We start from the raw sequence: 24,829 nt of genomic DNA on the forward strand, positions 1-24,829 counted from the left end.
CCATGAATCTGAAGTCCATGACCTCTCATCCCGCTCCCTTTTCGGGACCCGCGCGCAGTCAGCGTGCCCGTTTGCCGCGAAGTCTGATTCTGCTGGCTCTCGCGATTGTCCCCATGTTTATCGCTCATGGGTATGTCCTGTTCCAGATCACCATGGTGCTTTCCTATGCCGTCGCACTGGTCGGACTGAACATGCTGACCGGTTACAACGGCCAGATATCCTTGGGACATGGTGCCTTCTATGCGATCGGTGCCTATACCGTTGCCATCCTGATGGACAAGGCCTCGGTTCCTTACTGGCTGTGCATTCCTGCCGCCGGCCTGGTGTGCCTGCTGGTCGGGTACCTGTTCGGTCGGCCGGCGCTGAAGTTGCAGGGCCTCTATCTGGCGCTCGCGACCTTCGCGCTCGGCGTGGTGACGCCGCAGCTGCTGAAGTACAAGTACCTGGAACCGTGGACCGGCGGCGTCGGCGGTATCGTGTTGACCAAGCCCGATGCGCCGTTCGGTCTGCCGCTCGATTCCGATCAGTATCTGTACCTCTTCGCGCTGGTCGTGGCGGTGATGGTCTTCGTCCTGGCCCGGAACATGATCGACAGCGGCACGGGCCGTGCACTGCGTGCCATCCGCGATCACGAGCTCGCCGCCGAGTCCATGGGCATCGACAACCGGCACTACAAATCCATGACGTTCGGCGTATCCGCTGCATTTACCGGTGTCGGCGGGGGGCTGTCGGCGCTGGCCGTTCAGTTCGTTTCACCGGATTCGTTCACGATGTTCCTGTCGATCTCGCTGCTGGTCGGCGTGGTCGTCGGTGGCATCGGCACGCTTTGGGGCGCGCTGTTCGGTGCCGCCTTCATCATGTTCGTGCCGAGCGTTGCCGAGACGATTTCCAAGGATGCGGCCTGGGGCATTTACGGCCTGGTATTGATCCTGTTCGTTTTCGTTCTACCAGGCGGCGTAATGGGCCTGATCACACGCGTAGGTTCGCGACTGCAACGACAAGACGGAGGGCAAGCATGAGCCACGAACGCGAGTTCGATCCGGTTGTCCTTGCCGACTATCTGCGGACCTGCATGCCGGAGCTGCGTGGCCGGATGGCGCTGCAACGCATCGGAGGCGGTCAGTCCAATCCGACGTTCTTCGTAACGTTCGAAAAGGGGCCGCGCCTGGTCCTGCGCAAGCAGCCGCCGGGGGAATTACTGAAGTCGGCGCACGCCGTCGACCGGGAGTTTCGTATCCTGCGCGCGTTGTACAAGACAGACGTACCGGTACCCAATGCACTCTTGTACTGCGACGACCGCGAAATCATCGGGACGCCGTTTTATGTGATGGAGCGTCTTGACGGTCGGGTCATGAGCAACTACGCGATGCCCGAGATTGACCCCGAACAGCGGCGCAGCTATCTGTTCGCGCTGGCCGAGACGCTGGCTCAACTGCACGCCGTCGATTGGGCCAGCATCGGTTTGGCCGACTACGGAAAACCGGGCAACTTTTTCGCGCGTCAGATCGATCGGTGGACGCGCCAGTGGCAGGCGTCCAGGACCCAGGACAATCCGGATATCGAACGCCTGATCGAATGGCTGCCGAGCCATATTCCGGCGGGCGATGAAACGACAATTGCGCATGGTGACTTCCGCCTCGGCAACGTGATGTTTCACCCGACCGAGCCGCGCGTGATCGCGGTGCTGGACTGGGAACTCTCGACACTGGGCCATCCGTTGGCGGACGCCGCGTACAGCAGCTTGCCGTGGCTGACCGAGCCGGACGTGTTCGAGGGCGTCAAGGGCCTCGATCTGCACGCATTGCATCTGCCCGCTCAGCAGGAATACCTCTCAGCCTACCTGGCCGCCAGCGGCCGAGGGGACGCGGTTCGGCCCTTCCATCACGCGTTTTCGCTTTTCCGCTTTGCCGTGATCCTGGAGGGAATCACGGCACGAGCGAAGGCTGGCAACGCCGTCGGCGACGACGCCGTGGCGGTCGGGCGCCTGTCGTCCCGCTTTGCGCGTTATGCGGTGGACTTGATCGCGATCGACAACGGAGAACAATGATGGCCGGACCGCTGGCAGGATTGAAGGTCATGGAATTCGCGGGAATCGGCCCGGGCCCATTCTGTGCGATGGTATTGGGCGATCTGGGTGCCGACGTGGTGCGCATCGCGCGGCCCGGTCAGTCACCTGACGCGCGTGACGTGACGACTCGCAACCGACGCACGGTGCAACTGGACCTGCGTGCAGCTGGCGCGCGGGAACAGGTCATGTCGTTGATCGGTGCGGCCGATTGCCTGATCGAGGGATTCCGGCCCGGCGTGATGGAGCGGTTGGGCCTGGGGCCGCAGGACTGCCTCGAGGTCAACCCGAGGCTGGTCTATGGCCGGATGACGGGGTGGGGACAACATGGGCCGCTGTCGCAGGCCGCTGGGCATGACATCAATTACATCGCGATCTCCGGCGCGCTCAACGCGATCGGCCGGCCCGACGAAGCGCCGCCGCCGCCGTTGAATTACGTGGGCGATTTCGGTGGGGGCGGCATGCTGTTGGCAGTCGGCCTGATGGCCGCGTTGCTCGAGGCGAAGGGATCGGGTCGCGGTCAGGTCGTCGATGCGGCGATGACGGATGGTACGGCGCTGTTATCGGCTTTCCTGTACGGACTTAGGGCCATGGGGCAATGGGGAAACCAGCGCGGTGAAAACCTGCTCGACGGTGGCGCCCATTTCTACGATACGTATGCTTGCGCTGACGGTAAATTCATCGCGGTTGGTGCGATCGAGCCGCAGTTCTACGCAGAACTGCTCGCAATTTGTGGAATTGATGACCCGTTGTTCGACGAGCAGATGGATGCAGCACGGTGGCCGCTGTTAAAGCTGCGCTTGGCAAACGTATTCCGTACACGGACTCGACAAGAGTGGTGCGAGATGCTTGAAGGCACTGACGCCTGTTTTGCACCGGTGCTGGATTGGGATGAGGCGCTGGAGCATCCTCACAACGTTGCCCGCGAGACCTATCTGACTGTAGACGGTGTGGCTCAGCCGGCGCCGGCGCCACGATTCTCAAGGACCGTCAACGCGACACCGCAGCCAACTCGGTCTGTGTCGATACAAGAGGCATTGGCAACTTGGAGTGTCAACGCGTTTCCCGGTGCAGCGTGAGCGGCGCCGTGCCTGAAGCCGTCAAATAGTGATGGTGAAATTGCGAGATTCTTAATCTCCATTCCTTGTGGTGCCTTTCGTCTCTCATTCTTTGACGGGCGGCTTTTTTGCGGAAAACGATTTGGAGTGCGATTGATTTAGGAAGTTAAGGCAGATTTTTCGGCCGATTGGACTCGTCGGCGTGATGCAGTTGTAACCATTGCAGCCGCCTGAACGGAAGCTGGCCCGGTACCAACAGACACCATAGTCATTGGATGAGCTAGATGCATGTCTTAAGCACGATGGCCGTATGCATCGTCTCTTTTCTGCCCGATTCAGTGGTGGCCAGAATTTCGCATCGCTTCTTTGCGGGTGACACGCTGGAGGATGCGGTAAGGCGTGTTCGTTTGCTTAACGCTGAAGGTTTTTCCGCGACTCTCGACTATCTTGGTGATCCATCTGCGAGGGGGTATGAGGTTCGCACTACGGCCGAACCGTACTTCGATTTGATCGATGCTATCGAGCGAAGTAATCTGGACGCGGAAGCAGCGCTCAAACCGTCAAGTCTCAGCGAAAAGGCAGGGGAAACCAGATCGACAGAACTGGTTGAATCCATCATCGCACGGGCAGGTCGAGCCAACGTCGTCGTACGGATCGACGTCGAAGACGTATGTCTCGCTCATAGGGGATGCGATGTCACGGAGCGGTGGCAGGGTAAGCAACGAAATGTGAGCTTCGCATTGCGTGCCGGTGTTCCTCGCACGGATTCCGTCCTCGCTTCGCTTGCAAGGCAACGATTGGACGCAGGAACAAACAATGTGATGCACCGTGAAAATCCTATCCGCCTTATTGCAGGTGCGGTTGGCAGTCGAGCCGAACTTGCATCACATTTTCTGCGTCACGTTGAGCGTTGCTTCGAAGCGGATCTGTTTGTCACGATTGCGACCCACGATGAAAAGGTGATCGATGACGTTGTCGCACATATTCTGCGACGCGGGGTCAATCGGGCTCGCGTCGAGTTTCAGGTGGTGCTCGGCGTGCGCGAAGATCTGCGCGACAGGCTGAGGCAAATGGGATTTCGCGTGCGAGTCTACGTTCCATTTGGCAAGAATCGGTATGGCTACAGTACCCGACTCTTCAACGAGCACCCTGATGCGATGTGGCGCGGGATTGGATCTCTATTCCTCAATCCAGCGCATGTCGAATACAACCGATGATCTACCGATGCGTCGATCCGGCTGCCGTTTGTCCGGGCGAACGTCTTGCGCCACCCTGCCAAACCCGAGAGCGGTGTTCGCAGCTTCAAAATATTCCCCTCGAAAAGTTCAATTGTGAAATTGTCGTTCCAGTTTTGGAATGTTGTCGAGTTTTGGGCAGCGCGTGTCCTTTGTGCGGCAAGGCCTCGTATGTGCAGGGACTCCTGGCCCGCTTTTTGCAATAAAGGACGCAAATATCCGTGACTCCCTTTTCGCGATATCCAACGCTCGGACAAGTTGGTTCATTGCGTTGCAGGGGCGTATATCGACTTCAAGTATGTGAGGTGTTGCAATGAACGAACGCAGTAAGTGGCATGAGACTCGGCAGGATCCGAAAGAGGCGTGCGCATATGAGGGAGGGCGGAGTGCTCCAGGACCTGCAACAGGGCACGCCCCGGAATGGGTTCAACGCAATCGACCAAACTGGCCGTGGGCGGGCGCGAGTGTTTCATATGACTGGATGGATCACGCTCCACTTTTCGATATTCGGGACTAACACGGTCTCGTTGCACTAGCGCTTCGTGTCCGTATCGGCGACCGGCCAGTCGGTTTCACATTCGGACATCAGTAAGTCGGTTGAACATTGTTCGTCGTCGTGATGGCGATAGCGATACCCAAGCGGCATGATGAGAATGCTGATAGCCGGAGACGGACACGAAGTAACCGCGAACGACGACGCGAGTTTCGCGTATCAGCCAGCAGGCGACTCTGGCGGCTGATAGATCGCGTCGACAGGCCTCATCCAACACTAACGATTCATGGCTGCTGTGACTCCCACCCCAATCCAGTCCATCCTGATCGCGAACCGCTCGGAAATCTCGATCCGCGTGATGCGTGCCGCCGCCGAACTGAACATGCGTACGGTGGCGGTGTATTCGAAGGAAGACCGCCTCGCGCTGCATCGCTTCAAGGCGGACGAGAGCTACCTGATCGGCGAAGGCAAGAAGCCGCTCGCCGCGTATCTCGACATCGACGACATCCTGCGCGTCGCACGGCAGGCGAAGGTCGACGCGATTCACCCCGGCTACGGCTTCCTGTCGGAGAACCCCGATTTCGCGCAGGCCGTGATCGACGCCGGCATTCGCTGGATCGGCCCGTCGCCGGACGTGATGCGCACGCTCGGCAACAAGGTGGCCGCGCGCAATGCGGCGATCGCGGCGGGTGTGCCGGTGATGCCTGCGACCTCGCCGCTGCCGGACGACCTCGATGCTTGCAAGGCGCTGGCCGCGGAAGTCGGCTACCCGCTGATGCTGAAGGCGAGTTGGGGCGGCGGCGGGCGCGGGATGCGCGTACTGGAAAGCGCTCAGGATCTCGAGAGCCTGCTGCCGGTCGCGCGCCGCGAAGCGCTGGCCGCATTCGGCAACGACGAGGTGTATGTCGAGAAACTCGTGCGCAACGCGCGCCACGTCGAAGTGCAGGTGCTCGGCGACCTGCACGGCACGGTCGTGCATTTGTACGAGCGCGACTGCACGGTGCAGCGGCGCAACCAGAAGGTGGTCGAGCGTGCGCCGGCGCCGTATCTCGACGACGCGGGCCGGCAGGCGCTGTGCGAATCGGCGCTGCGCCTGATGCGCGCGGTCGGCTATACCCATGCGGGCACCGTCGAATTCCTGATGGACGCCGACACCGGCCAGTTCTACTTCATCGAGGTGAACCCGCGCATCCAGGTCGAGCACACGGTGACCGAGATGATCACCGGGATCGACATCGTGAAGGCGCAGATCCGCATCACCGAAGGCGGCCGGATCGGTCTCGCCGACGATGCGACGGATGGCGACGGCGCACTCGTCGCGCGCGCGGCCGGCGTGCCGGAACAGCGCGCGATTCCGCTGAACGGCAACGCGCTGCAATGCCGGATCACGACCGAGGACCCGGAGAACGACTTCCTGCCCGACTACGGGCGGCTCACCGCGTACCGCAGCGCGGCGGGCTTCGGCGTGCGGCTCGACGCGGGCACCGCCTATGGCGGCGCGGTGATCACGCCGTACTACGATTCGCTGCTGGTCAAGGTGACGACCTGGGCGCCGACGGCCGCCGAATCGATCCACCGGATGGATCGCGCGCTGCGCGAGTTCCGGATTCGCGGCGTCACGTCGAACCTGCAGTTCCTCGAAAACGTGATCAACCATCCTGCGTTCATCGCGGGCGACGTGACGACGCGCTTCATCGACAAGACACCGGAGCTGCTCGCATTCGCGAAGCGCGGCGACCGCGCGACGAAGCTGCTGCGCTATCTCGGCGAACTGAACGTGAACGGCAACGCCGAGATGAACGGCCGCACGCTGCCGGCGCTGCCGCTGTCGAAGCCGGTGCTGCCGAGGATCGATACGACCGCGGCGATTCCGGCCGGCACGCGCGATCGGCTGCGTGAACTCGGGCCGGAGAAATTCGCGCGCTGGATGCTCGACCAGAAGCAGGTGCTGCTGACCGACACGACGATGCGCGACGCGCACCAGTCGCTGTTCGCGACGCGCATGCGTACCGCCGACATGCTGCCGATCGCGCCTTTCTACGCGCGCGAGCTGTCGCAGCTGTTCTCGCTCGAATGCTGGGGCGGGGCGACGTTCGACGTCGCGCTGCGCTTCCTGAAGGAAGACCCGTGGGAACGCCTTGCGCTGCTGCGCGAGCGCGTGCCGAACATCCTGTTCCAGATGCTGCTGCGCGGCTCGAACGCGGTCGGCTATACGAACTACGCGGACAACGTCGTGCGCTTCTTCGTGCAGCAAGCCGCGCGCGCGGGCGTCGACGTGTTCCGCGTGTTCGACTCGCTGAACTGGGTGCGCAACATGCGCGTGGCGATCGACGCGGTGGGCGAGAGCGGGATGCTGTGCGAAGGCGCGATCTGCTACACCGGCGACCTGTTCGACACGTCGCGCTCGAAGTACGACCTCAAATACTACGTCGGCATCGCGCGCGAACTGCAGCAGGCCGGCGTGCACGTGCTCGGCATCAAGGACATGGCCGGCATCTGCCGCCCGCAGGCGGTCGCGACACTCGTGAAGGCGCTCAAGGAAGAAACCGGGCTGCCGGTGCATTTCCATACGCACGACACGAGCGGCATCGCCGCAGCGTCGGTGCTCGCGGCGGTCGGTGCGGGCTGCGACGCGGTGGACGGTGCGCTCGATGCGATGAGCGGCCTCACGTCGCAGCCGAACCTGTCGAGCATCGCGGCCGCGCTGGCCGGCAGCGAGCGCGATCCGGGGCTGGATCAGGATCGCCTGCACGAAGCGTCGATGTACTGGGAAGGCGTGCGTCGCTACTACGCGCCGTTCGAATCGGAGATCCGCGCGGGCACGGCCGACGTCTACCGTCACGAGATGCCCGGCGGCCAGTACACGAACCTGCGCGAGCAGGCGCGCTCGCTCGGCATCGATCATCGCTGGACCGAGGTGTCGCGCGCGTATGCGGACGTGAACCGCTTGTTCGGCGATATCGTGAAGGTGACGCCGACGTCGAAGGTGGTCGGCGACATGGCGCTGATGATGGTCGCGAACGATCTCGGCGTGGACGACGTGCGCAATCCGGACAAGGACATCGCGTTTCCCGAATCGGTCGTGTCGCTGTTCAAGGGCGAACTGGGCTTCCCGCCCGATGGCTTCCCGGTGGACCTGTCGCGCAAGGTGCTCAAGAGCGAACCGCCGGCACCGTATCGCCCGGGCGACCAGATTCCGCCGGTCGATCTCGATGCGGTGCGCACGCAGGCCGAGGCCGCTTGCGAGCAGCCGCTCGACGACCGGCAACTGGCGTCGTACCTGATGTATCCGAAGCAGACGATCGACTACTACGCACACGTGCGCGCGTACAGCGACACGTCGGTCGTGCCGACGCCGGCGTTCCTGTACGGGCTGCAGCCGCAGGAGGAGGTGGCGATCGACATCGAGCCGGGCAAGACGCTGCTGGTGTCGCTGCAGGGTCAGCACGCCGATGCGCAGGACGGCATCGTGAAGGTGCTGTTCGAACTGAACGGCCAGTCGCGCTCCGCGCTGGTCGAGCAGAAGAGCGTCGTACAGGCGGGCAAGGAGCGGCATGGTCTGCAGCGTGCCGATCCGGCGAATCCGCTGCATATCGCTGCGCCGATGCCGGGCTCGGTAGTCACGGTGGCCGTGCAGCCGGGGCAGCGCGTGGCGGCCGGCACGACGCTGCTCGCGCTCGAGGCGATGAAGATGGAGACGCACATCGCGGCGGAGCGTGACTGCGAGATCGCGGCCGTGCATGTGAAGCCCGGCGAGCGGGTTGCCGCGAAGGATCTGCTGATCGAGTTGAAAGGAGCGGAGTGAGGCCCGTGGGGCTCTCTTGTGGCACCACTAGTGTAGTGCTCGGTTAAGAGTCGCGTGATTACACGGCAGATGACGCTGCCCGCCAGACGGGCCGTCATCCGCCGTTACATTGTGTAGGTGAAACAGAAAGCCGGTACGCACGACCTGTACGATGAAAGACGCCGGTGCACTGAAGAAGGCCGTTCAAGAATGCATGCTGACAATGCAAGAAAATTCCGCAACGCCCATTCAATTTGCACCAAAATATCCCATGATGTGAAATATTATTCTGTCTCGATGAGGCCCGGCAAACGTCGCCGGCTACGCCACGTCATGGAGACAATCAATGAATATTGCTGCATCGTCATCCCCGCATGTGCAACTTGATGGCGCACTGCTCATTAAGCAGTTGCGTGAACTCGGCGAAGTGGGGGCCGACTCGGACGTGGGCGGGCGGACTCGCATCGCGCTGACCGACGACGAGCGCGCCGGGCGCGACCTGGTCGTCACGTGGATGCGTGAACTCGATCTCGACGTTCGAATCGATCGCATCGGCAACATTTTCGGCACACTTCGCTCCGAATCCGATGAGGGCAATCGGCGCCCGCTGATGATCGGTTCTCATATCGACTCCGTGAAGAATGCTGGGGCGCTCGACGGCTGTTACGGCGTGCTGGCTGGTCTTGCCGTTGCGCGTGCGTTCCGTCACGCGGGCATTAAACCGAGCCGTTCGATCACCGTTGCCGCATTCACTAATGAAGAAGGCGTTCGCTATCAGCCGGACATGATGGGTTCGCTCGTCTATGCGGGCGGATTGTCCGTCGACACGGCGTTGGATACGGTCGGCATCGACGGCACGCGTCTCGGTGACGAACTTGCTCGCATCGGCTATGCAGGTGATCTGGAGCCGGGCGCCATCGTGCCACACGAATACCTTGAGCTGCATATCGAACAAGGGCCGATTCTCGAGGCGGAAAACGTTCGTATCGGTGTGGTCGAGAATCTGCAAGGTATCTCGTGGCAGCAAATCACGGTGCAGGGGAACGCCAATCATGCAGGCACGACGCCGACGCGCTTGCGCCATGATGCGGGGTGGGTCGCGGCCGCCGTCGCAACGTTCCTGCGCGAGCTCGCGGTTACGGCCGGGACGACGCTGGCGACGATCGGCATGCTGCGGATCGAGCCGAACGTTATCAATGTGATACCGCGCAAGGCAGTCTTCACGGTGGATCTAAGAGATCCGGACGAACTGCGCCTGCAGGACGCAGAGCAGCGTCTTGCGCGATTTCTGGTCGAAATTGCGGAAAAGGAAGGCGTCAAGATCTCAACAGAGCGCCTCGTCAGATTCGAGCCCGTCGTGTTCGATTCGGGCCTTGCCGATGCGATCGAGTCGTCCGCCGAGCAGATGGGCTTCACACATCGGCGAATGACGTCCGGCGCGGGACATGATGCACAGATGATCGCGCGTATTGCACCGGCGGCGATGATCTTCGTACCGAGCCGTGGCGGGGTCAGTCACAACCCGCGTGAACACACGGACGATGATCAACTCGTCGACGGTGCAAACGTCTTGCTGGATGTCGTGCTCAAGCGCCTTTCGGCGAATTGACCACTAACTGCATCCCTATCTCTTTCCATTTTTGTTGGAGTATCACGCCCCATGTTGACTGCTAATCCGCGCGTCACGCGCACCGATTACCCCGCCGAATTAAAAGCAATCCTGAGCATCGAAAAGGCTGAAGAAAGCCGTGTATGGCTTTTCGGCTGGGACAAGATTGCACCCGAAGCAACGCCGCTGCACGGACTGCCCGGTCTGGCGGCAAAGCTGGGTATCGGCAGCATCAGAGTCAAGGACGAGTCTGCCCGCTCTGTTCTGGGCAGCTTCAAGGCGCTGGGCGCACCGATCGCCCTGGTGCGCTTGATTTTGCGCTTGTGGCCCGACCACAATCTGGACCCGCGAGCACTGTTCGCGGGCGATTACCGTGATTTGCTGACGCACTTCACAGTCGTTAGCGCAACAGATGGAAACCATGGGAAAGGCCTGGCAGCTGCAGCGCAGGCACTGGGTTGTCGTTGCGTGATCGTGTTGCACGCGAATGTAAGCGTCGAGCGCGAAGCGGCGATTGCAGCCTACGGCGCCGAAATCGTGCGCATCACCGGCAATTACGATGAGTCGGTCGAAGAGGCGGCGCGACTTGCGACCGCGAACGGTTGGCATGTTGTGTCGGACACGTCTTACGATGGCTACGAAGATATCCCCCGCGATGTTATGCAAGGATACGGAACCATTGCCGCGGAAGTCGTTGAGCAGAGCGATAGCCGGCCGGACCATCCGGCGTTCACCCATGTATTCCTGCAAGGTGGTGTTGGTGGGCTTGCCGCGGGGCTGGCAAGCTATCTGTGGGAATTCCACGGTGTGCATCGCCCTCGCTTTATCGTGGTGGAGCCGAAGCAGGCGGATTGCCTCTATCAAAGCGCGCTTGAGGGCCGTGCCGCGCGTGCAACGGGCTCAGTTGATTCCGTCATGGCCGGTCTGGCATGTGGCGAAACGTCCCCCCTCGCGTGGAAGTTTCTGCAACCGTGCATTGACGAGTTCATGACGATCAGTGACGACGACGCCGTCCGCGCAATGCGCATCTTGGCGTCGGGAAGCGAGGGTGACACGCCGATCGTTGCCGGCGAATCGGGCGTGGCTGGTCTTGCCGGCCTTTCCGTGTTGCTGCAGGACCCGGCGCTGGTGCGGAAGGTTGGCCTTGACAGCACGTCTCACGTGTTGGTGATCAATACCGAAGGCGCGACTGCGCCGGCGACTTACCGTGATTTGGTCGGCGAGACGGCGGAATCGGTACTCGAGCGTCAAACGGCCTGGCGCGCCAACACGATTGCCTAAGAGGCGTGCTCAAAGCGTCGTGCCGTCGCGAGTGCGATGACGACGCCTCACTCCTTATACCTACAAGATCGGAAGCGCTGCGGTGGCGAAAACTACGCTCCGCGCGCGTCCCCGGAGACAAACATGAAGGAATCCGTCAGCCGAAGTATCGGCCCCATTTCTCTGCTCTTTACCGGGCTCGGCTCAATCATCGGTTCCGGTTGGCTGTTCGGCGCCTGGCATGCGTCGAAGATTGCGGGGCCGGCTGCTATCGTCGCCTGGATCATTGGCGCTGTCGTGGTAATGGCCATCGCGCTCGCCTACTCGGAGCTGGGTACAACGTTTCCTGAGTCTGGCGGCATGGTCCGCTATGCGCGCTATTCGCACGGTGCACTCGTCGGCTTCATTGCAGCATGGGCGAACTGGATATCGATTGTTTCGGTCATTCCTATCGAAGCAATAGCCTCGGTTCAGTACATGGCGTCGTGGCCTTATCAATGGGCGCACGCATTGATGGCCGGCGAAGATTTGACCACACATGGATTGTTCGTCAGCGCGCTGCTCGTCATCGTGTATTTCATGCTCAACTACTGGGGCGTGAAGCTGTTTGTGAAAACCAATACGGCAATTACGGTGTTCAAGTTTCTGGTTCCAGGCGCGACCATCGTGGGCCTCACCTGGAGCGGCTTTCATCAGGACAATTTCGCGCTGGGCGCAGGCGCCCATTTCGCTCCCTACGGTTGGTCCTCGGTGCTGACGGCAGTCGCGACGAGTGGCATCGTATTCAGCTTCAATGGATTCCAGAGTCCGGTCAGTCTCGCGGGCGAAGCAAGAAATCCGTCGCGAAGCATTCCTTTTTCGCTCGTCGGGTCGATTTTGCTCGCGCTCGTGATCTATGTTCTGCTGCAAGTTGCGTTCATCGGGGCGGTGAGTCCATCCAGCATCGCGGCCGGATGGCATGGTCTGAATTTCTCCTCGCCGTTCGCCGAACTTGCGATTGCGGTCAATTTGAATTGGCTGGCCATGCTGCTGTACGTGGATGCATTCGTTAGCCCATCGGGAACGGGTTCGATCTACACGGCAACGACCGCGCGAATGATCTACGCGATGGAGCGCAACGGTACGATGCCTCGCGTGTTCGGCACCATTCATCCGCTGTATGGCGTGCCACGAGCGGCAATGTGGTTCAACCTGGGCGTTTCGTTCGTCTTCATGTTCTTCTTTCGCGGATGGGGCACGCTTGCTGCCGTAATTTCAGTTGCAACAGTGATCTCGTTCCTAACGGGGCCAGTGAGCCTGATGGCGCTGCGCAAACATGCCGCCGATTTGCCTCGACCGCTTCGTATCCCCGGCATGTCGATCATTGCACCGTTCGCATTCATCTGCGCGTCACTGGTTCTCTATTGGGCGCGTTGGCCACTGACTGGACAAATCATTCTGCTGATCGTGGCAGCGCTGCCGATTTATCTCTACTACCAGTCGAGGGCTGGGTGGAATCAATTTCGACTCGAACTTCGATCGGCTTGGTGGATGGTGGCGTACTTGCCGGTGATGGCGCTGCTGTCGGTGTGCGGCGGACGAGAATTCGGTGGATACGGGACCATTCCTGACGGATGGGACCTGATTGTGGTCGCAGTAGTTGCGCTTGCGTTCTATTATTGGGGCGTCGCAAGTGGGCAGCGTACGGCATACCTTCGTGAGCATACATCTGCACAAACAGATGGAACTCAGGATGAGTACGTCCCCCTTCAGGTTGAGCAGGCCGGATGACGGGGACTCGGCGATCCACGCCAACTGTATTGCTATGGCGATGGGCGACCGAGCAAGATTCGCTCGCTGAGTACAGCGCAAACACTGGGAAGCGTCACTTACCACGTTGGGGCGCCAATACAACGACGGACAACAGCCCTAGCCAAGCGTAGGGCGCCGTCGCCGCTCCTGCTGGAAGCTTGGATCGGGTGAAAGCGCAGTCAGAACGTGTGACGCTTTCTGGCTGCGCCGTCGACCCGGTGCGTTGCACAATCTCACACTGCCGGCTGAAGCGGTATGCCCAAACCAACCTTGACACGACTCATACTGACAAGTGTCTTGAAGCGTTTGACGTTGTTGTTGGCGAAGAAGAGTTTTCTCGTCAGATCGTTGTATTCCTCCATGTGCCGAACCGAGAAAATCAGCACGAAATCCCACTCTCCAGCGACGTAATAGCACTGCTGAATCTGCGGGCAGTGTTCGAAGGTGTGCTTCATTGCGTCGAGCAGGTCGATTTGCTCGCTCTCGACCTCGATCATGCTCACGATGGTAAGGGGGTAGCCAACTTTTTCTGGAGTCAGGATGGCAGTGTAACGGTCGATCACACCATCGTCAGCCAGCCGACGCAATCGACGATTGACAGCCGCGGGGGACAAGTTTACGCGGGTAGCCAGTTCACTTTGCGGAGTATGAGCGTCACGTTGTATTTCCCTCAGCAACTTGAGGTCGTAGTCATCGAGTGTGGTCGCCATAAGTGTGTCAGCTGTGTATAAAGTGAGTTTGATTGCAAATAGTTATCGAAACCTATGTTGTTTCGGTCGGTGTGCGAATCATTATTTCTCGCCAACAGTCGGTCGTCAACGGGCGCTTCGTCATCGTCTACTCGATTAGATTTGTCGATGTAACCCAGCGTGTTCTCGTCCGGCCTTCATACCTCTGGCAGAAAGCCGCTTGTATACCGCTGCGCCAGCAGAGCTGGCAACGATCTTGTCCGTCTTGACGCGCGCCTCGGCAATCTGGCCCCTGCTGACGCGACGGCGGGTAGCGCAGGAGTTACGGCGATAGAGCGTACATTCGGAGACTCATTGAAGGCCAAAATTAGTTGCTCTCCGGAATGAAGCGTTGAAAATCGATTCAATTGAATGTGATTTGCGTCGCAGGCAAAATTTCGGCGTAGGCCGGCTGCGCTGTTGGAATTCTGGTTTTCGGTTTGTAAAAATTGGCCTGCGATGCACGTTCGTCAGTATTATAAAATTGGATGGAGGCAGGATGGTTGATAAACATATCGGAGTTGATCATCATTTGTCACTCGTGTCGAATTTGAGTGATCATGCGCCAGAGATTTTTTTGGCATATAAAAAATATTCGGATCTGGTAAGGGAAACGGCAGAAAGTTCTCTTACTCCAAGGCTTTATTCGCTGGTTCGCCTGGCTGTGGCGCTTGCTATTCCATGTCAGGCCCTCGCGCGAGACGCCCTCCAATTGTCAAAGGCTCACGCCTCTGAGGCGGATATTGCTGGCGCGGTAAATGCCTCGTGCCTTTTGCGCAGTGGTGCTGCAATTGCCTATGGCCGTCTGGTGTTCAAGCTGATGGAAAACCCCGATTCGGCGACGCCCAATGGCAGTGTGCGTTCGCAACTGGCATTGGATCGAGAGTTCATGACCAAGCTTCGCAAAGCTAGCCCGGCCCCGTTCGATGCTATGGCTCGTCTAAGCACTACACGTCAAAAGAACAATGTGATCTCGGGAGTTGATTATGAGCTTATCGCTATTGCTATTGCGACGATCACGCAGTGCGTCTATTGCTTGGAGGCTCACGGCAATAAAGCCAAAGAATTCGGTGCTACCGATCAACAGATAGCTGATTCCGTCCACGTAGCAATTTCCACACGCTATGAGGCCACTCTACATGAATGGGCAGAGGTTTCTTGCAGTTAGTTGGTGGCGGACCTAAGCCTATGTCGTAGATTGGCGATCTGTTTGATGGTGGCCGCAGCCTGACGTAATTCATTGTCTGTAGCGGGCGCGACCCAGGCCATTTACTGCAGTCGTGCCTGCTCGCAGGCCTCCCGGCGGGCTCAGGCGTCTCGGACGCCGGACGTATGCCCCTAAACTTCCTGCGATCGCCGTCCACGAAAAGCAGCGGTGCATGAACTCTTCGTCGCGCCGAGCGCCAATGTTCTGCTGCTGCGGGATCGACGACATCTGCAACCCGCGCCGCTTATCCGATGCTGGCCATTTCGCTTGCTGAACGCCGCCGCTTCTGCGTCCGCGCGTGCGTTTTTCCGAGACATGGGCCGTGACGTCGTCCGGTCTTTCATGCGCCGTCATTATGATTTGCGCCGCTCACAACGCACTATCCTGTGCCTAGCGCTCCGTGATTTACCAAACCGCTCAACCTGGGCTGCCGCCTAGCATCGGATTTATCGGCTCCGCTAACAAGTGGACATCTGCAAATTTGCAGTAGTTTGATTCGCTTGGTTCCTTTGGATCAGTGGTCTGGAGTACCGAGACTTCCGGTCTGCACACACGCGGGCTGCAACTCGTCATCACTCAGCGAGCACCCGATTCGTGGTGGATCTGCTTCATTTCGGCACAATTAATGGAAATCCCTGATGTTCGACGGGATGGTTGAAGGCGTTCCGCCGGCAGCCGATTCTTGCGATGTGAATTGCTCTTAATCGCGTCGCGATTGCTAAAGACGGCGTGCCAGAGGCGCCTGAGAGGGCAGGCGGCCTACGATCTTCTACCTATCTCTGCAAGTAGGAGCATATGGAGCCGGAGATCGGTCCTTGGTCGCGAGCCACCGCACGCGGGGAATGATGCGGCGATGTGCCGAGTCGGAACCGGACCGCGGAGAATGCGACCCTGCCACGTATTCAGGGCGGGAATTGAATTTATTCTCAATTGCACATGCGAAGCTGCAAAATTAACCTCAATGAAGAAATAGATAAATACGGTTGCGTCATGCGACCCTAAAGGAGACGAGTATGTTCACCGAGTCGGTGGAGCGACCTAATTTGTGCTCTCGAACCCATCACTTCGATACTGCCCTTAGAGGGTGGCGATGATCAATTAAATAAATTTCGATGTAACGCGCCTTAAGCGTCAGGTATTTGCTTGCTTTGAGGCGCGTTTGGTTCGCTTATCAAGCCTTCTGAAGGCGTCATCATCCACATCCCGCTCAATAGCTCGACGCGCGGCATTACCTCAGACGGAGTACTGTCGAGGATGAAACGTGGCTCGTGACTGATTAATGCATCGCGAGGTGGCTTAGCCGACGAAATAGCGTTACGACGCTATCTCGATGAAGGTCACCTCTCCGGTGCTGCTCTCGACGTGTTCGAGAGCGAGCCAGTGCCGATGTTCTTGCAAGTTCTGAAGAGTAGGGATCTGATCCTCACTCCACATATCGTCGATCTTTCAGAAGAATAGATTAGGGAGGTACTGCAAAAGGCCGCCGAAGAGGTTCGATGTGTGTTGCGGTGTGATAGACCATATTATCCAGACAATCAATCGAACAAATGAAATTGACGAATGATTGGTGTGCTCGAACGAAGAGATGAGCGATGCCAATTTTATGTTCGGTATGTATTTTAAATGCCGCTGCGAATCGCGCGCTAGAAAAGTATGCCCCGATAATGCCGCGGCCGCCCGACTCCCATCTATTGGTATGGAACAATCGTGAAGAAACCTTTTTATAAGATCCTTTATGTTCAGGTGCTCGCGGCGATTCTTGCTGGCATCATCGTCGGACACTATGCGAGCTCGTTTGCCGTCGAAATGAAACCACTCGGCGATGCGTTCATAAAAATTATCAAAATGGTGATCGGGCCGATCATATTCTGCACAATCGTTACTGGCGTTGCCGGCATGGAGGATATGAAGAAAGTCGGGCGGGTCGGCGGCAAGGCGATCTTATACTTCGAGATCGTGTCTACGTTTGCGCTGCTGCTCGGGCTGCTGGCAACGCATTTGCTGCGCCCGGGTGCTGGCTTCAACGTCGCTCTGTCAACATTAAACGGTAAGGAGGTCGCATCGTATGCTGCGAAGGCGCACGGGCAGTCGATGGTCGACTTCTTCATGCACATCATTCCGGACACGTTAGTCAGCGCGTTTGCACAAGGCGAACTCCTGCAGATCCTACTGATCGCATTGTTGTTCGGGAGTGTGCTCGTGCATCTGGGGGAGCGCGGCAAGGTCGTCACCGATTTCATCGATGGGATCTCGCGTGTGCTGTTCGGGATCGTGCACATCGTCACGAAGCTGGCACCGATCGGCGCGTTTGGCGCAATGGCGTTCACGATCGGCAAGTACGGCGTCGGCTCGTTGGTGCCGCTGCTCAAGCTGATTGGCACGTTCTACCTGACGTCGGTCGTGTTCGTGCTGGTCGTGCTTGGCGGGATCGCGCGCTTTGCCGGCTTCTCAATCGTTCGCTTCGTCAGCTACATCAAGGAAGAGATGCTGATCGTGCTCGGCACGAGTTCGTCGGAAGCCGCGCTGCCGCATCTGATGGAGAAGCTCGAGAAGGCCGGCTGCTCGCGCTCGGTCGTCGGCCTCGTCGTGCCGACCGGTTACTCGTTCAACCTTGATGGTACGAATATCTACATGACGATGTCCGTGCTGTTCATCGCGCAGGCGACCAACATCGAACTCACGTGGATGCAGCAGCTCACACTGCTCGCGGTCGCGATGCTGACGTCGAAGGGCGCGAGCGGCGTGGCTGGTGCGGGCTTCATCACGCTCGCAGCGACGCTCGCGGTCGTGCCGACGATTCCGTTGTCCGGGATGGTACTCATCCTCGGGATCGACCGCTTCATGAGCGAATGCCGTGCGCTGACGAACATTGTAGGGAACGGCGTCGCGACGGTCGTCGTGTCCGCCTGGGAGAAGGAACTCGATCGCGCGAAACTCGCCAGTGCGCTCGGGGAGTCGGTTGAAGTATCGGAGCGTGTTGAGGCTTGAGAAGGGCTGGTGCGTTGACTCGACTTTGGCAGCAATGACGGCTCCAGCAACGGACGGGTTGATGCTGGAGAGAGAAGTTGCTGTCGCAACGTGCTGGCTCTGGAAACGCCAGCACGTTGCGTCGTTCCAATTTAGCGAAGTGTTTCAATTTTGCCGGATTGGCTTGGACCGGAAAGAGGCCCGACCCACCGATCCGCGCAGTTCGCTAAGGAAAGTACGGCATCGACAGAATGCATCAATCTAGGCATCCGTCGAGGCGAGGAAAACATTGACTATCTCACGGGGTTCTTGGAGCTCCCGCGAGAGTCAGGGCTCATGGCGAGGTAAGACAGCCATCAGGACTGGGTCTGTTTCAAGCGATGAAAACTATCAACCGCGTCGAGCAAGGTGGGTGGGTGACGCTTGTGCGCGCCGCAACCAGAAAAGGCTGGTTGCGGCAATCAACGTCGGCGGCAGCGTCAGGCTGCACACCACCGCCCAGCCGTATGTCGTCAGCAGACTGCCCGACGCAAACGAGCCGACGACCATGGCGCCAAACACCACAAAGTCGTATACGGATTGCACGCGTGGGCCTTCCGCCGGCGTGTGGCACCCCAGTACCATGGCTGAGGCGCCCAGGAAACCGAAATTCCAGCCTAAGCCGAGCAACATCAGAGCGACCCAGAAGTGACTCACCGACAAGCCAGTCACGCTGGTGATGGCGGATAGGGCAATCAACACCAGTCCGGCAAAGCTGACCGCCGGCGCGCCATAGCGGGCGATTAGCTTCCCAGTGAAGAAACTCGCCGCATACATGCCAATGACGTGGATCTCGATGCCGTAGTTCGCATGTACACGCGGGATGCCGCACAATTCCATGGCAAGCGGCGCGGACGTCATCATAAAGTTCATCATCATGTAGCTGACGACGCCGCACAGCATGGCGACTGCGAACTGCGGTTGCCGCAAGATGGCAGAGATCGGTCGGCCTTGTGCAAGGGGCGAGACCGGAGGCTGGTGCTCAAACCGCACGCCCATCAGCACGATGGCCGAGAGCACCGCCACTCCGGCGGAGGCCAGATAGGTCACTGCATACGCGTGTGGCGACCACAGATTCATGGTTGCTGTCACCAATTGAGGTCCGAGGACCCCAGCGGCAACACCTCCGGCCAGCACGGTCGACATGGCCCGAGCACGATTCTCTGCAGGTACGCATTCTGCAGCCGCGAATCGGAAGGTCAGCACCACGGCCGCATATGCGCCTCCAAACAGCATGGCAATGCAAAACAGGCTGAAGGATTGAATGATTAAGGCTAGCGCCGCCAGTAGTCCGACGATCACGCCACACGCATTGCCAGACAGGGCTGCAGCCCTCCGCCCGTAGCGCCGGGTCATTACACCGACTGGAAGCGTTGCGGCGGCCATGCCGACAACGAAGACGGATACAGGTACCGTTGCCAGGGCGGGCCTCGGAGCAAGCATGTGGCCGATGATGGCCCCAGTGGCGTAGACGACAGTCGAGTTGGCCCCGGCCAGGGCTTGCGCCGTGGCTAAGCGGAGGACATCGGCGTTGATTTTTGAAGTGGACATCAGGATTGAATTGTGTGAATTGCCGTCATCCGACGTTCGTGGTCGACACCATGTGGAATTTGACCTGCCAAGGCTTCACTAGGCTGCCTTCTGGTCCGGCATGGCTGGTTCGCAATCACGCGAGAACGTATCGTCGTTGTTTGATGTGCACCGAACTGCACACGAACGCTGGTTGTATGCGCCGCTCCAACGACATAGCGGGAGAGCCACCGTGCTTGCTGATCGACAACTGGGATGAGTCAAGTGGTTCAGGCGCCAGCCGACGGCACCGACGGCGGGATGGTGCCCTAGTGCAGAGCAGGGAGCTCGGCTGCAAGACCGTACAGTTTGGCCGCTTGCTCAGTTCGTCACGCGCTCGGCCCTCGGTGTCCGTGCGGTTGCCAAACAACCGAACGAGGTGAGTGCGGCTAGATAACGAACTCCAAGGCAATGCAGATTGTTGCCTCGCGACTCTTCTTAGGCAATTGAATCTGATTTCAAGTGTTGGGGATGCTTTGGAGGGCTTCGATCAGGCGATGTGTCAGCGCTAGCGAGCTGTTGATATGAGCTCAGCGTTATATCGGTGCTATGGCAAGTCCCCTCATGTACGAAACACATTGCGCTAGGCACATGAACGTCGTCAGGGGGCACCCACTGAGGCTTCGCGTAGAGGTTCCTTGGGGTTGATCTCAATCTCACTTGCTTGTGAAAGCGATGAGCAAATATGTTGGATGCAAATTCACGATCGGTTCGGGGTAAGCACTACGTCAAGCGGCTTTCCTGTTGACAGCCAGCGTCCGGGATTCCGATGGGCCCGACAAGCGCAAAGCCACATCTCAAGCAGTGCCTTGTATGCGTTCAAGCGCACGTGGCGCTCACACAAGGAGACAAATCTGAACTTTAGCTGGCTTACGAATTCCCTTCGAGCTCGCCCGCAGGGTGCTGTGGACCGATATGACGTGGAATAGGGTGTCCGGTGGGTGCATCGGAATGGCAATGGCCGCGGCATGGCGTTTTGGCGGTGCAGGTTGCCATTGTCGGTGGATGGGTGTTTGGGGAATCGTGCGCGTTCGGTAAGAGTCGTCAGCGGGTCTCCTTTGACATGATCGCGAGGCAATCGACGCGACTCCATAGCATTAGGTTGCGCACTGGCTGTTCGCTCAGTTGACGATGGCGGAAGGGGTCAATCCATCGCGCCACGTGATGACTTCCCTCGCGGGATACGATTTTTCTTATGTGAGAAGCGCCGGTAGCATGACCCGAAATGGCTATTGGCCGGTGCTAGTCGTCCGACCACGTTTGTGGAACATTCCATGGAACATCACGCGCGTACCCAGAACGAGAAGCTCGAAGTCAAGACCACGACGTGCTACATGTGCGCTTGCCGATGCGGAATACGTGTGCACTTGCGCGACGGCGAAGTGCGCTACATCGACGGCAATCCGGAGCATCCGCTGAACAAGGGTGTGATTTGCGCGAAGGGCTCGTCCGGCATTATGAAGCAGTACTCGCCCGCACGCCTGACCCAGCCGCTGATGCGCGTCGCAAGCGCCGAGCGGGGCGCCGCGCAGTTCGAGCCGGTGTCGTGGGAGGTGGCGCTCGATGTACTCGAGAAGCGTCTTGCGCATCTGCGTGCGACCGATCCGAAGCGATTCGCACTCTTTACCGGGCGCGACCAGATGCAGGCGCTCACGGGGCTGTTCGCGAAGCAGTTCGGAACACCGAACTACGCGGCACACGGCGGCTTTTGCTCGGTCAACATGGCTGCCGGGATGATCTACACGATGGGCGGGTCGTTCTGGGAATTTGGTGGCCCCGATCTTGACCGTGCGAAGCTCTTCTTCATGATTGGCACGGCCGAGGACCATCACTCGAATCCGATGAAGATCGCGCTGTCGAAATTCAAGCGCGATGGTGGGCGGTTCATTGCGATCAACCCAGTACGAACCGGCTATGCTGCGATTGCCGACGAATGGATTCCGATTCGACCTGGCACGGATGGCGCGTTGTTCCTTGCACTGATCCACGAGCTGATAGAGACCGGTTCGTATGATCATGAGTTCGTCACGCGCTACACGAACGCGGCGGAACTGCTCGACATGGATTCGTCGCGCGACACGTTCGGTCTGTTCGTGCGTGATCCCGAGACGCCTGAAGGCAACCCGCTCTTTCCACAGAACAGGATGTGGTGGGATCCGCAGGGCGGACGCGCAGTCGCGCACCACGCGCCCGGCGTGACGCCCGCGCTCGATGGCCGCTATACGCTGGTCGACGGCACACCGGTTGCCCCGTCGTTCGCATTGCTGCGCGAGCAGGTGGCATCGTGCACGCCGGAATGGGCCGCGGATATCACCGGCATTGCGGCGGGCACGATCCGGCGTCTCGCCCGCGAGATGGCCGAGACCGCGCGCGACCACAAGATCACGTTGCCGATCCGCTGGACCGATGCATGGGGCGAAACCCACGAAACGGTCACCGGCAACCCAATTGCGTTTCATGCAATGCGGGGGCTCGCCGCACATTCGAACGGCTTCCAGACGATTCGCGCGCTGTCGATCCTGATGTCGATCCTCGGCACGATCGACCGGCCCGGCGGCTTTCGCCACAAGTCGCCGTATCCACGCGCGGTGCCGCCGTCAGCGAAACCGCCGAATCATCCGGACATGGTGCAACCGAAAACACCGCTTGCGACCGGCCCGCTTGGCTGGCCCGCCGCGCCGGAGGACCTGTTCGTAGACGACGACGGCCGGCCCGGTCGCATCGACAAGGCGTTCTCGTGGGAGTACCCGCTCGCGGTGCACGGCCTGATGCACAGCGTGATCACGAACGCGTGGCGCGGCGATCCGTATCCGATCGACACGCTGCTGATCTTCATGGCGAACATGGCGTGGAACTCGTCGATGAATACCGTCGAGGTTCGCAAGATGTTGACAGACAAACACGATAACGGTGAGTACCGGATTCCGTTCATCGTCGTGTGTGACGCGTTCCAGTCGGAGATGACCGCGTTCGCGGACCTGATCCTGCCGGACACGACATATCTGGAGCGGCACGACGCGATGTCGATGCTTGACCGGCCGATTTCCGAGTACGACGGTCCGGTGGATTCAGTACGGGTTCCGGTGGTGCCGCCGACGGGCGAATGCAGGCCGTTTCAGGACGTGCTGATCGAACTTGGAAGCCGCCTGAAGTTGCCGGCGTTCACCACAGCCGAAGGCACGCGCAAGTTTCGCGACTACCCGGATTTCATCGTGAACTTCCAGACCGCGCCGGATTCGGGCGTTGGCTTTTTGATCGGCTGGCGCGGCAAGGACGGCGACAAGGCGCTCGTCGGCGAGCCGAATCCACGGCAGTGGGAGCAATACGCGCAGAACAACTGCGTGTACCACTACACGCTGCAGGAAGAACTGCAATACATGCGCAACTGCAACGGGCCGTATCTGAAGTTCGCGGTCGAAAACGGTTTTCGCAAGTTCGATGAGCCAATCCTGATTCAGCTCTATTCGGACGTGCTGCAGAAGTTTCGTCTCGCTGCCCAAGGCAAGACGAGCGGACGTCAGCCGCCCGACCATCTGCGCGCACGGATCGAACGCTACTTCGATCCGCTGCCGTTCTGGTATGCGCCGCTCGAAAACGCGGCAACCGACGTCGAACGCTATCCGCTCGCGGCGATCACGCAGCGGCCGATGGCAATGTATCACTCGTGGGATTCTCAAAACGCGTGGCTGCGGCAGATTCACGGCGAGAACTACCTGTTCATGAATCCGCGGATGGCGCGTGACAACGGGATCGAGGATGGCGGTTGGATCTATGTCGAATCGCAGTGGGGCAGGGTGCGCTGTATGGCGCGCTACAGCGAGGCGGTGGAGCCGGGCACCGTGTGGACGTGGAATGCAATCGGCAAGGCAGCAGGGGCATGGAGCCTGGGCCCGGACGCAAACGAATCGCAGCGAGGCTTCCTGCTAAACCACCTGATCACCGACGAATTGCCCGATGCTGAGGTCGACGCGGAGCCCGGGGCACGAATGTCAAACTCCGACCCAATCACGGGGCAGGCTGCGTGGTACGACGTGCGGGTACGCGTCTATCCGGCCGAGGCCGATGCAGATCACACGTTGCCGCAGTTCGCGCCGATGACGCCGCTGCCGGGCGTAACGGGCGCCAACATCGTGCAGCGGACCGTGCAGGCGTATTTCGCAGGACGCGGTGAATTCGCGAAGCGCCTGAAGCAGACGGTCAAGCTCGGCAAGTCAAACGGAAAAAGCTGAAAAAGCGGGAACAGGAAAAGGAGCCAGCGATGACCCAGATGGCGCTCGTGATCGACTTGAACGTGTGCGTTGGGTGCCATGCCTGCGTGACGAGCTGCAAGGAGTGGAATACGTCGGGCGAGGCGGGCAGCCTCAGCGATCTTCGCCCGTACGACGACGATCCTTCCGGCACGTTCTTTAACCGCGTGCAGACGTACGAAGCGGGCGTGTTTCCGATGACCGATACGATCCACTTCCCGAAGTCGTGCTTGCATTGCGAGGATCCGCCGTGCGTGCCAGTGTGTCCGACCGGCGCGAGCTACAAGCGCAAGTCGGACGGGATCGTGCTCGTCGATTACGACAAGTGCATCGGCTGCAAGTATTGCTCATGGGCATGCCCGTACGGCGCGCGCGAGATCGACGAGCAGCGCAAGGAAATGACCAAATGCACGCTGTGCGCCGATCGCATTCACAACGAAGCGCTGCCAGAGCATGACCGCAAGCCGGCATGCGTGCTGGCTTGTCCGACCTCGGCGCGACTCTTTGGCGATATCCACGATCCGGAATCCGTGGTGTCGAAAGCTATTCGTGACCGCGGCGGCTATCAGTTGATGCCCGAGTGGGGCACGCAACCGTCGAATCATTATCTGCCGCGCCAGAAGACCCAGTCCACTTCGTGTGGCAGCGGCGCATGTGGTTGCAAGTCCGAAGGCGATGGGCGGTCTGATTCCTCGATCGCGGCGCAACTCGAGCGCGGCGAACTGAACCTCGCTTCGGCCGCCACCCGCGTATGAGCGCGATCGATTCCTATCTATT

15 protein-coding genes are annotated in these 24,829 nt (G+C 59.6%); 13 read left to right on the forward strand and 2 right to left on the reverse strand.

Annotated elements, in window-relative coordinates; translation table 11 throughout:
- The first annotated feature begins 2 nt into the window (after positions 1 to 2).
- The 8 genes from PI86_RS05830 (at position 3) to PI86_RS05870 (ending at position 13,274) form a co-directional block, all read left to right on the forward strand.
- The gene (locus PI86_RS05830) at positions 3 to 1,019 is read left to right on the forward strand and encodes a branched-chain amino acid ABC transporter permease (RefSeq protein ID WP_039319756.1); all 1,017 of its coding nucleotides are present in this window, start codon (positions 3 to 5) and stop codon (positions 1,017 to 1,019) included.
- A complete protein-coding gene (locus tag PI86_RS05835; protein WP_039319758.1) occupies positions 1,016 to 2,047 on the forward strand; it encodes a phosphotransferase family protein in 1,032 nt (343 codons plus the stop codon). The genes PI86_RS05830 and PI86_RS05835 overlap by 4 nt, the downstream gene beginning before the upstream one ends.
- On the forward strand, positions 2,047 to 3,144 hold the full coding sequence (locus PI86_RS05840; RefSeq protein ID WP_039319762.1) for a CaiB/BaiF CoA transferase family protein: 1,098 nt from the start codon (positions 2,047 to 2,049) through the stop codon (positions 3,142 to 3,144). The genes PI86_RS05835 and PI86_RS05840 overlap by 1 nt, the downstream gene beginning before the upstream one ends.
- A gap of 263 nt (positions 3,145 to 3,407) precedes the next feature.
- On the forward strand, positions 3,408 to 4,340 hold the full coding sequence (locus PI86_RS16145; protein WP_082012149.1) for a proline dehydrogenase family protein: 933 nt from the start codon (positions 3,408 to 3,410) through the stop codon (positions 4,338 to 4,340).
- A gap of 797 nt (positions 4,341 to 5,137) precedes the next feature.
- Complete coding sequence (locus tag PI86_RS05855; RefSeq protein WP_039319770.1) at positions 5,138 to 8,656, forward strand: pyruvate carboxylase; 3,519 nt, start codon at positions 5,138 to 5,140, stop codon at positions 8,654 to 8,656.
- Between the two features lie 325 nt (positions 8,657 to 8,981).
- Positions 8,982 to 10,244, forward strand: a complete 1,263-nt coding sequence (locus PI86_RS05860) for a Zn-dependent hydrolase (RefSeq protein ID WP_039319772.1) — start codon at positions 8,982 to 8,984, stop codon at positions 10,242 to 10,244.
- Positions 10,245 to 10,295: 51 nt separating this feature from the next.
- Complete coding sequence (locus tag PI86_RS05865; protein WP_039319775.1) at positions 10,296 to 11,525, forward strand: diaminopropionate ammonia-lyase; 1,230 nt, start codon at positions 10,296 to 10,298, stop codon at positions 11,523 to 11,525.
- A 123-nt stretch (positions 11,526 to 11,648) separates the two neighbouring features.
- On the forward strand, positions 11,649 to 13,274 hold the full coding sequence (locus tag PI86_RS05870) for an APC family permease (protein ID WP_082012150.1): 1,626 nt from the start codon (positions 11,649 to 11,651) through the stop codon (positions 13,272 to 13,274).
- Positions 13,275 to 13,528: 254 nt separating this feature from the next.
- Here PI86_RS05870 and PI86_RS05875 read toward each other — a convergent pair whose 3' ends face one another.
- Positions 13,529 to 14,005, reverse strand: coding sequence for an Lrp/AsnC family transcriptional regulator (locus PI86_RS05875; RefSeq protein ID WP_039319778.1), 477 nt, complete (start codon positions 14,003 to 14,005; stop codon positions 13,529 to 13,531).
- A gap of 517 nt (positions 14,006 to 14,522) precedes the next feature.
- Here PI86_RS05875 and PI86_RS16150 point away from each other — a divergent pair.
- The 3 genes from PI86_RS16150 (at position 14,523) to PI86_RS05880 (ending at position 18,218) form a co-directional block, all read left to right on the forward strand.
- Positions 14,523 to 15,191, forward strand: a complete 669-nt coding sequence (locus PI86_RS16150) for a carboxymuconolactone decarboxylase family protein (protein ID WP_082012151.1) — start codon at positions 14,523 to 14,525, stop codon at positions 15,189 to 15,191.
- A 1,314-nt stretch (positions 15,192 to 16,505) separates the two neighbouring features.
- Complete coding sequence (locus tag PI86_RS17930) at positions 16,506 to 16,688, forward strand: NAD(P)-dependent oxidoreductase (RefSeq protein ID WP_442854568.1); 183 nt, start codon at positions 16,506 to 16,508, stop codon at positions 16,686 to 16,688.
- Positions 16,689 to 16,934: 246 nt separating this feature from the next.
- On the forward strand, positions 16,935 to 18,218 hold the full coding sequence (locus PI86_RS05880; protein WP_039319781.1) for a dicarboxylate/amino acid:cation symporter: 1,284 nt from the start codon (positions 16,935 to 16,937) through the stop codon (positions 18,216 to 18,218).
- A gap of 369 nt (positions 18,219 to 18,587) precedes the next feature.
- On the opposite strand, the gene PI86_RS05885 is transcribed toward PI86_RS05880, so the two are convergent.
- Entirely contained in the window at positions 18,588 to 19,787 is a 1,200-nt protein-coding gene (locus PI86_RS05885; protein ID WP_039319783.1) for an MFS transporter, read from the reverse strand.
- A gap of 1,292 nt (positions 19,788 to 21,079) precedes the next feature.
- Here PI86_RS05885 and PI86_RS05890 point away from each other — a divergent pair.
- Both PI86_RS05890 and PI86_RS05895 read left to right on the forward strand, forming a co-directional pair.
- Positions 21,080 to 24,034, forward strand: a complete 2,955-nt coding sequence (locus PI86_RS05890) for a molybdopterin oxidoreductase family protein (RefSeq protein ID WP_039319786.1) — start codon at positions 21,080 to 21,082, stop codon at positions 24,032 to 24,034.
- Positions 24,035 to 24,063: 29 nt separating this feature from the next.
- Entirely contained in the window at positions 24,064 to 24,807 is a 744-nt protein-coding gene (locus tag PI86_RS05895) for a 4Fe-4S dicluster domain-containing protein (protein WP_039319789.1), read from the forward strand.
- Positions 24,808 to 24,829: the final 22 nt, after the last annotated feature.

The sequence above is a fragment of the Burkholderia sp. A9 genome, from assembly GCF_000801975.1.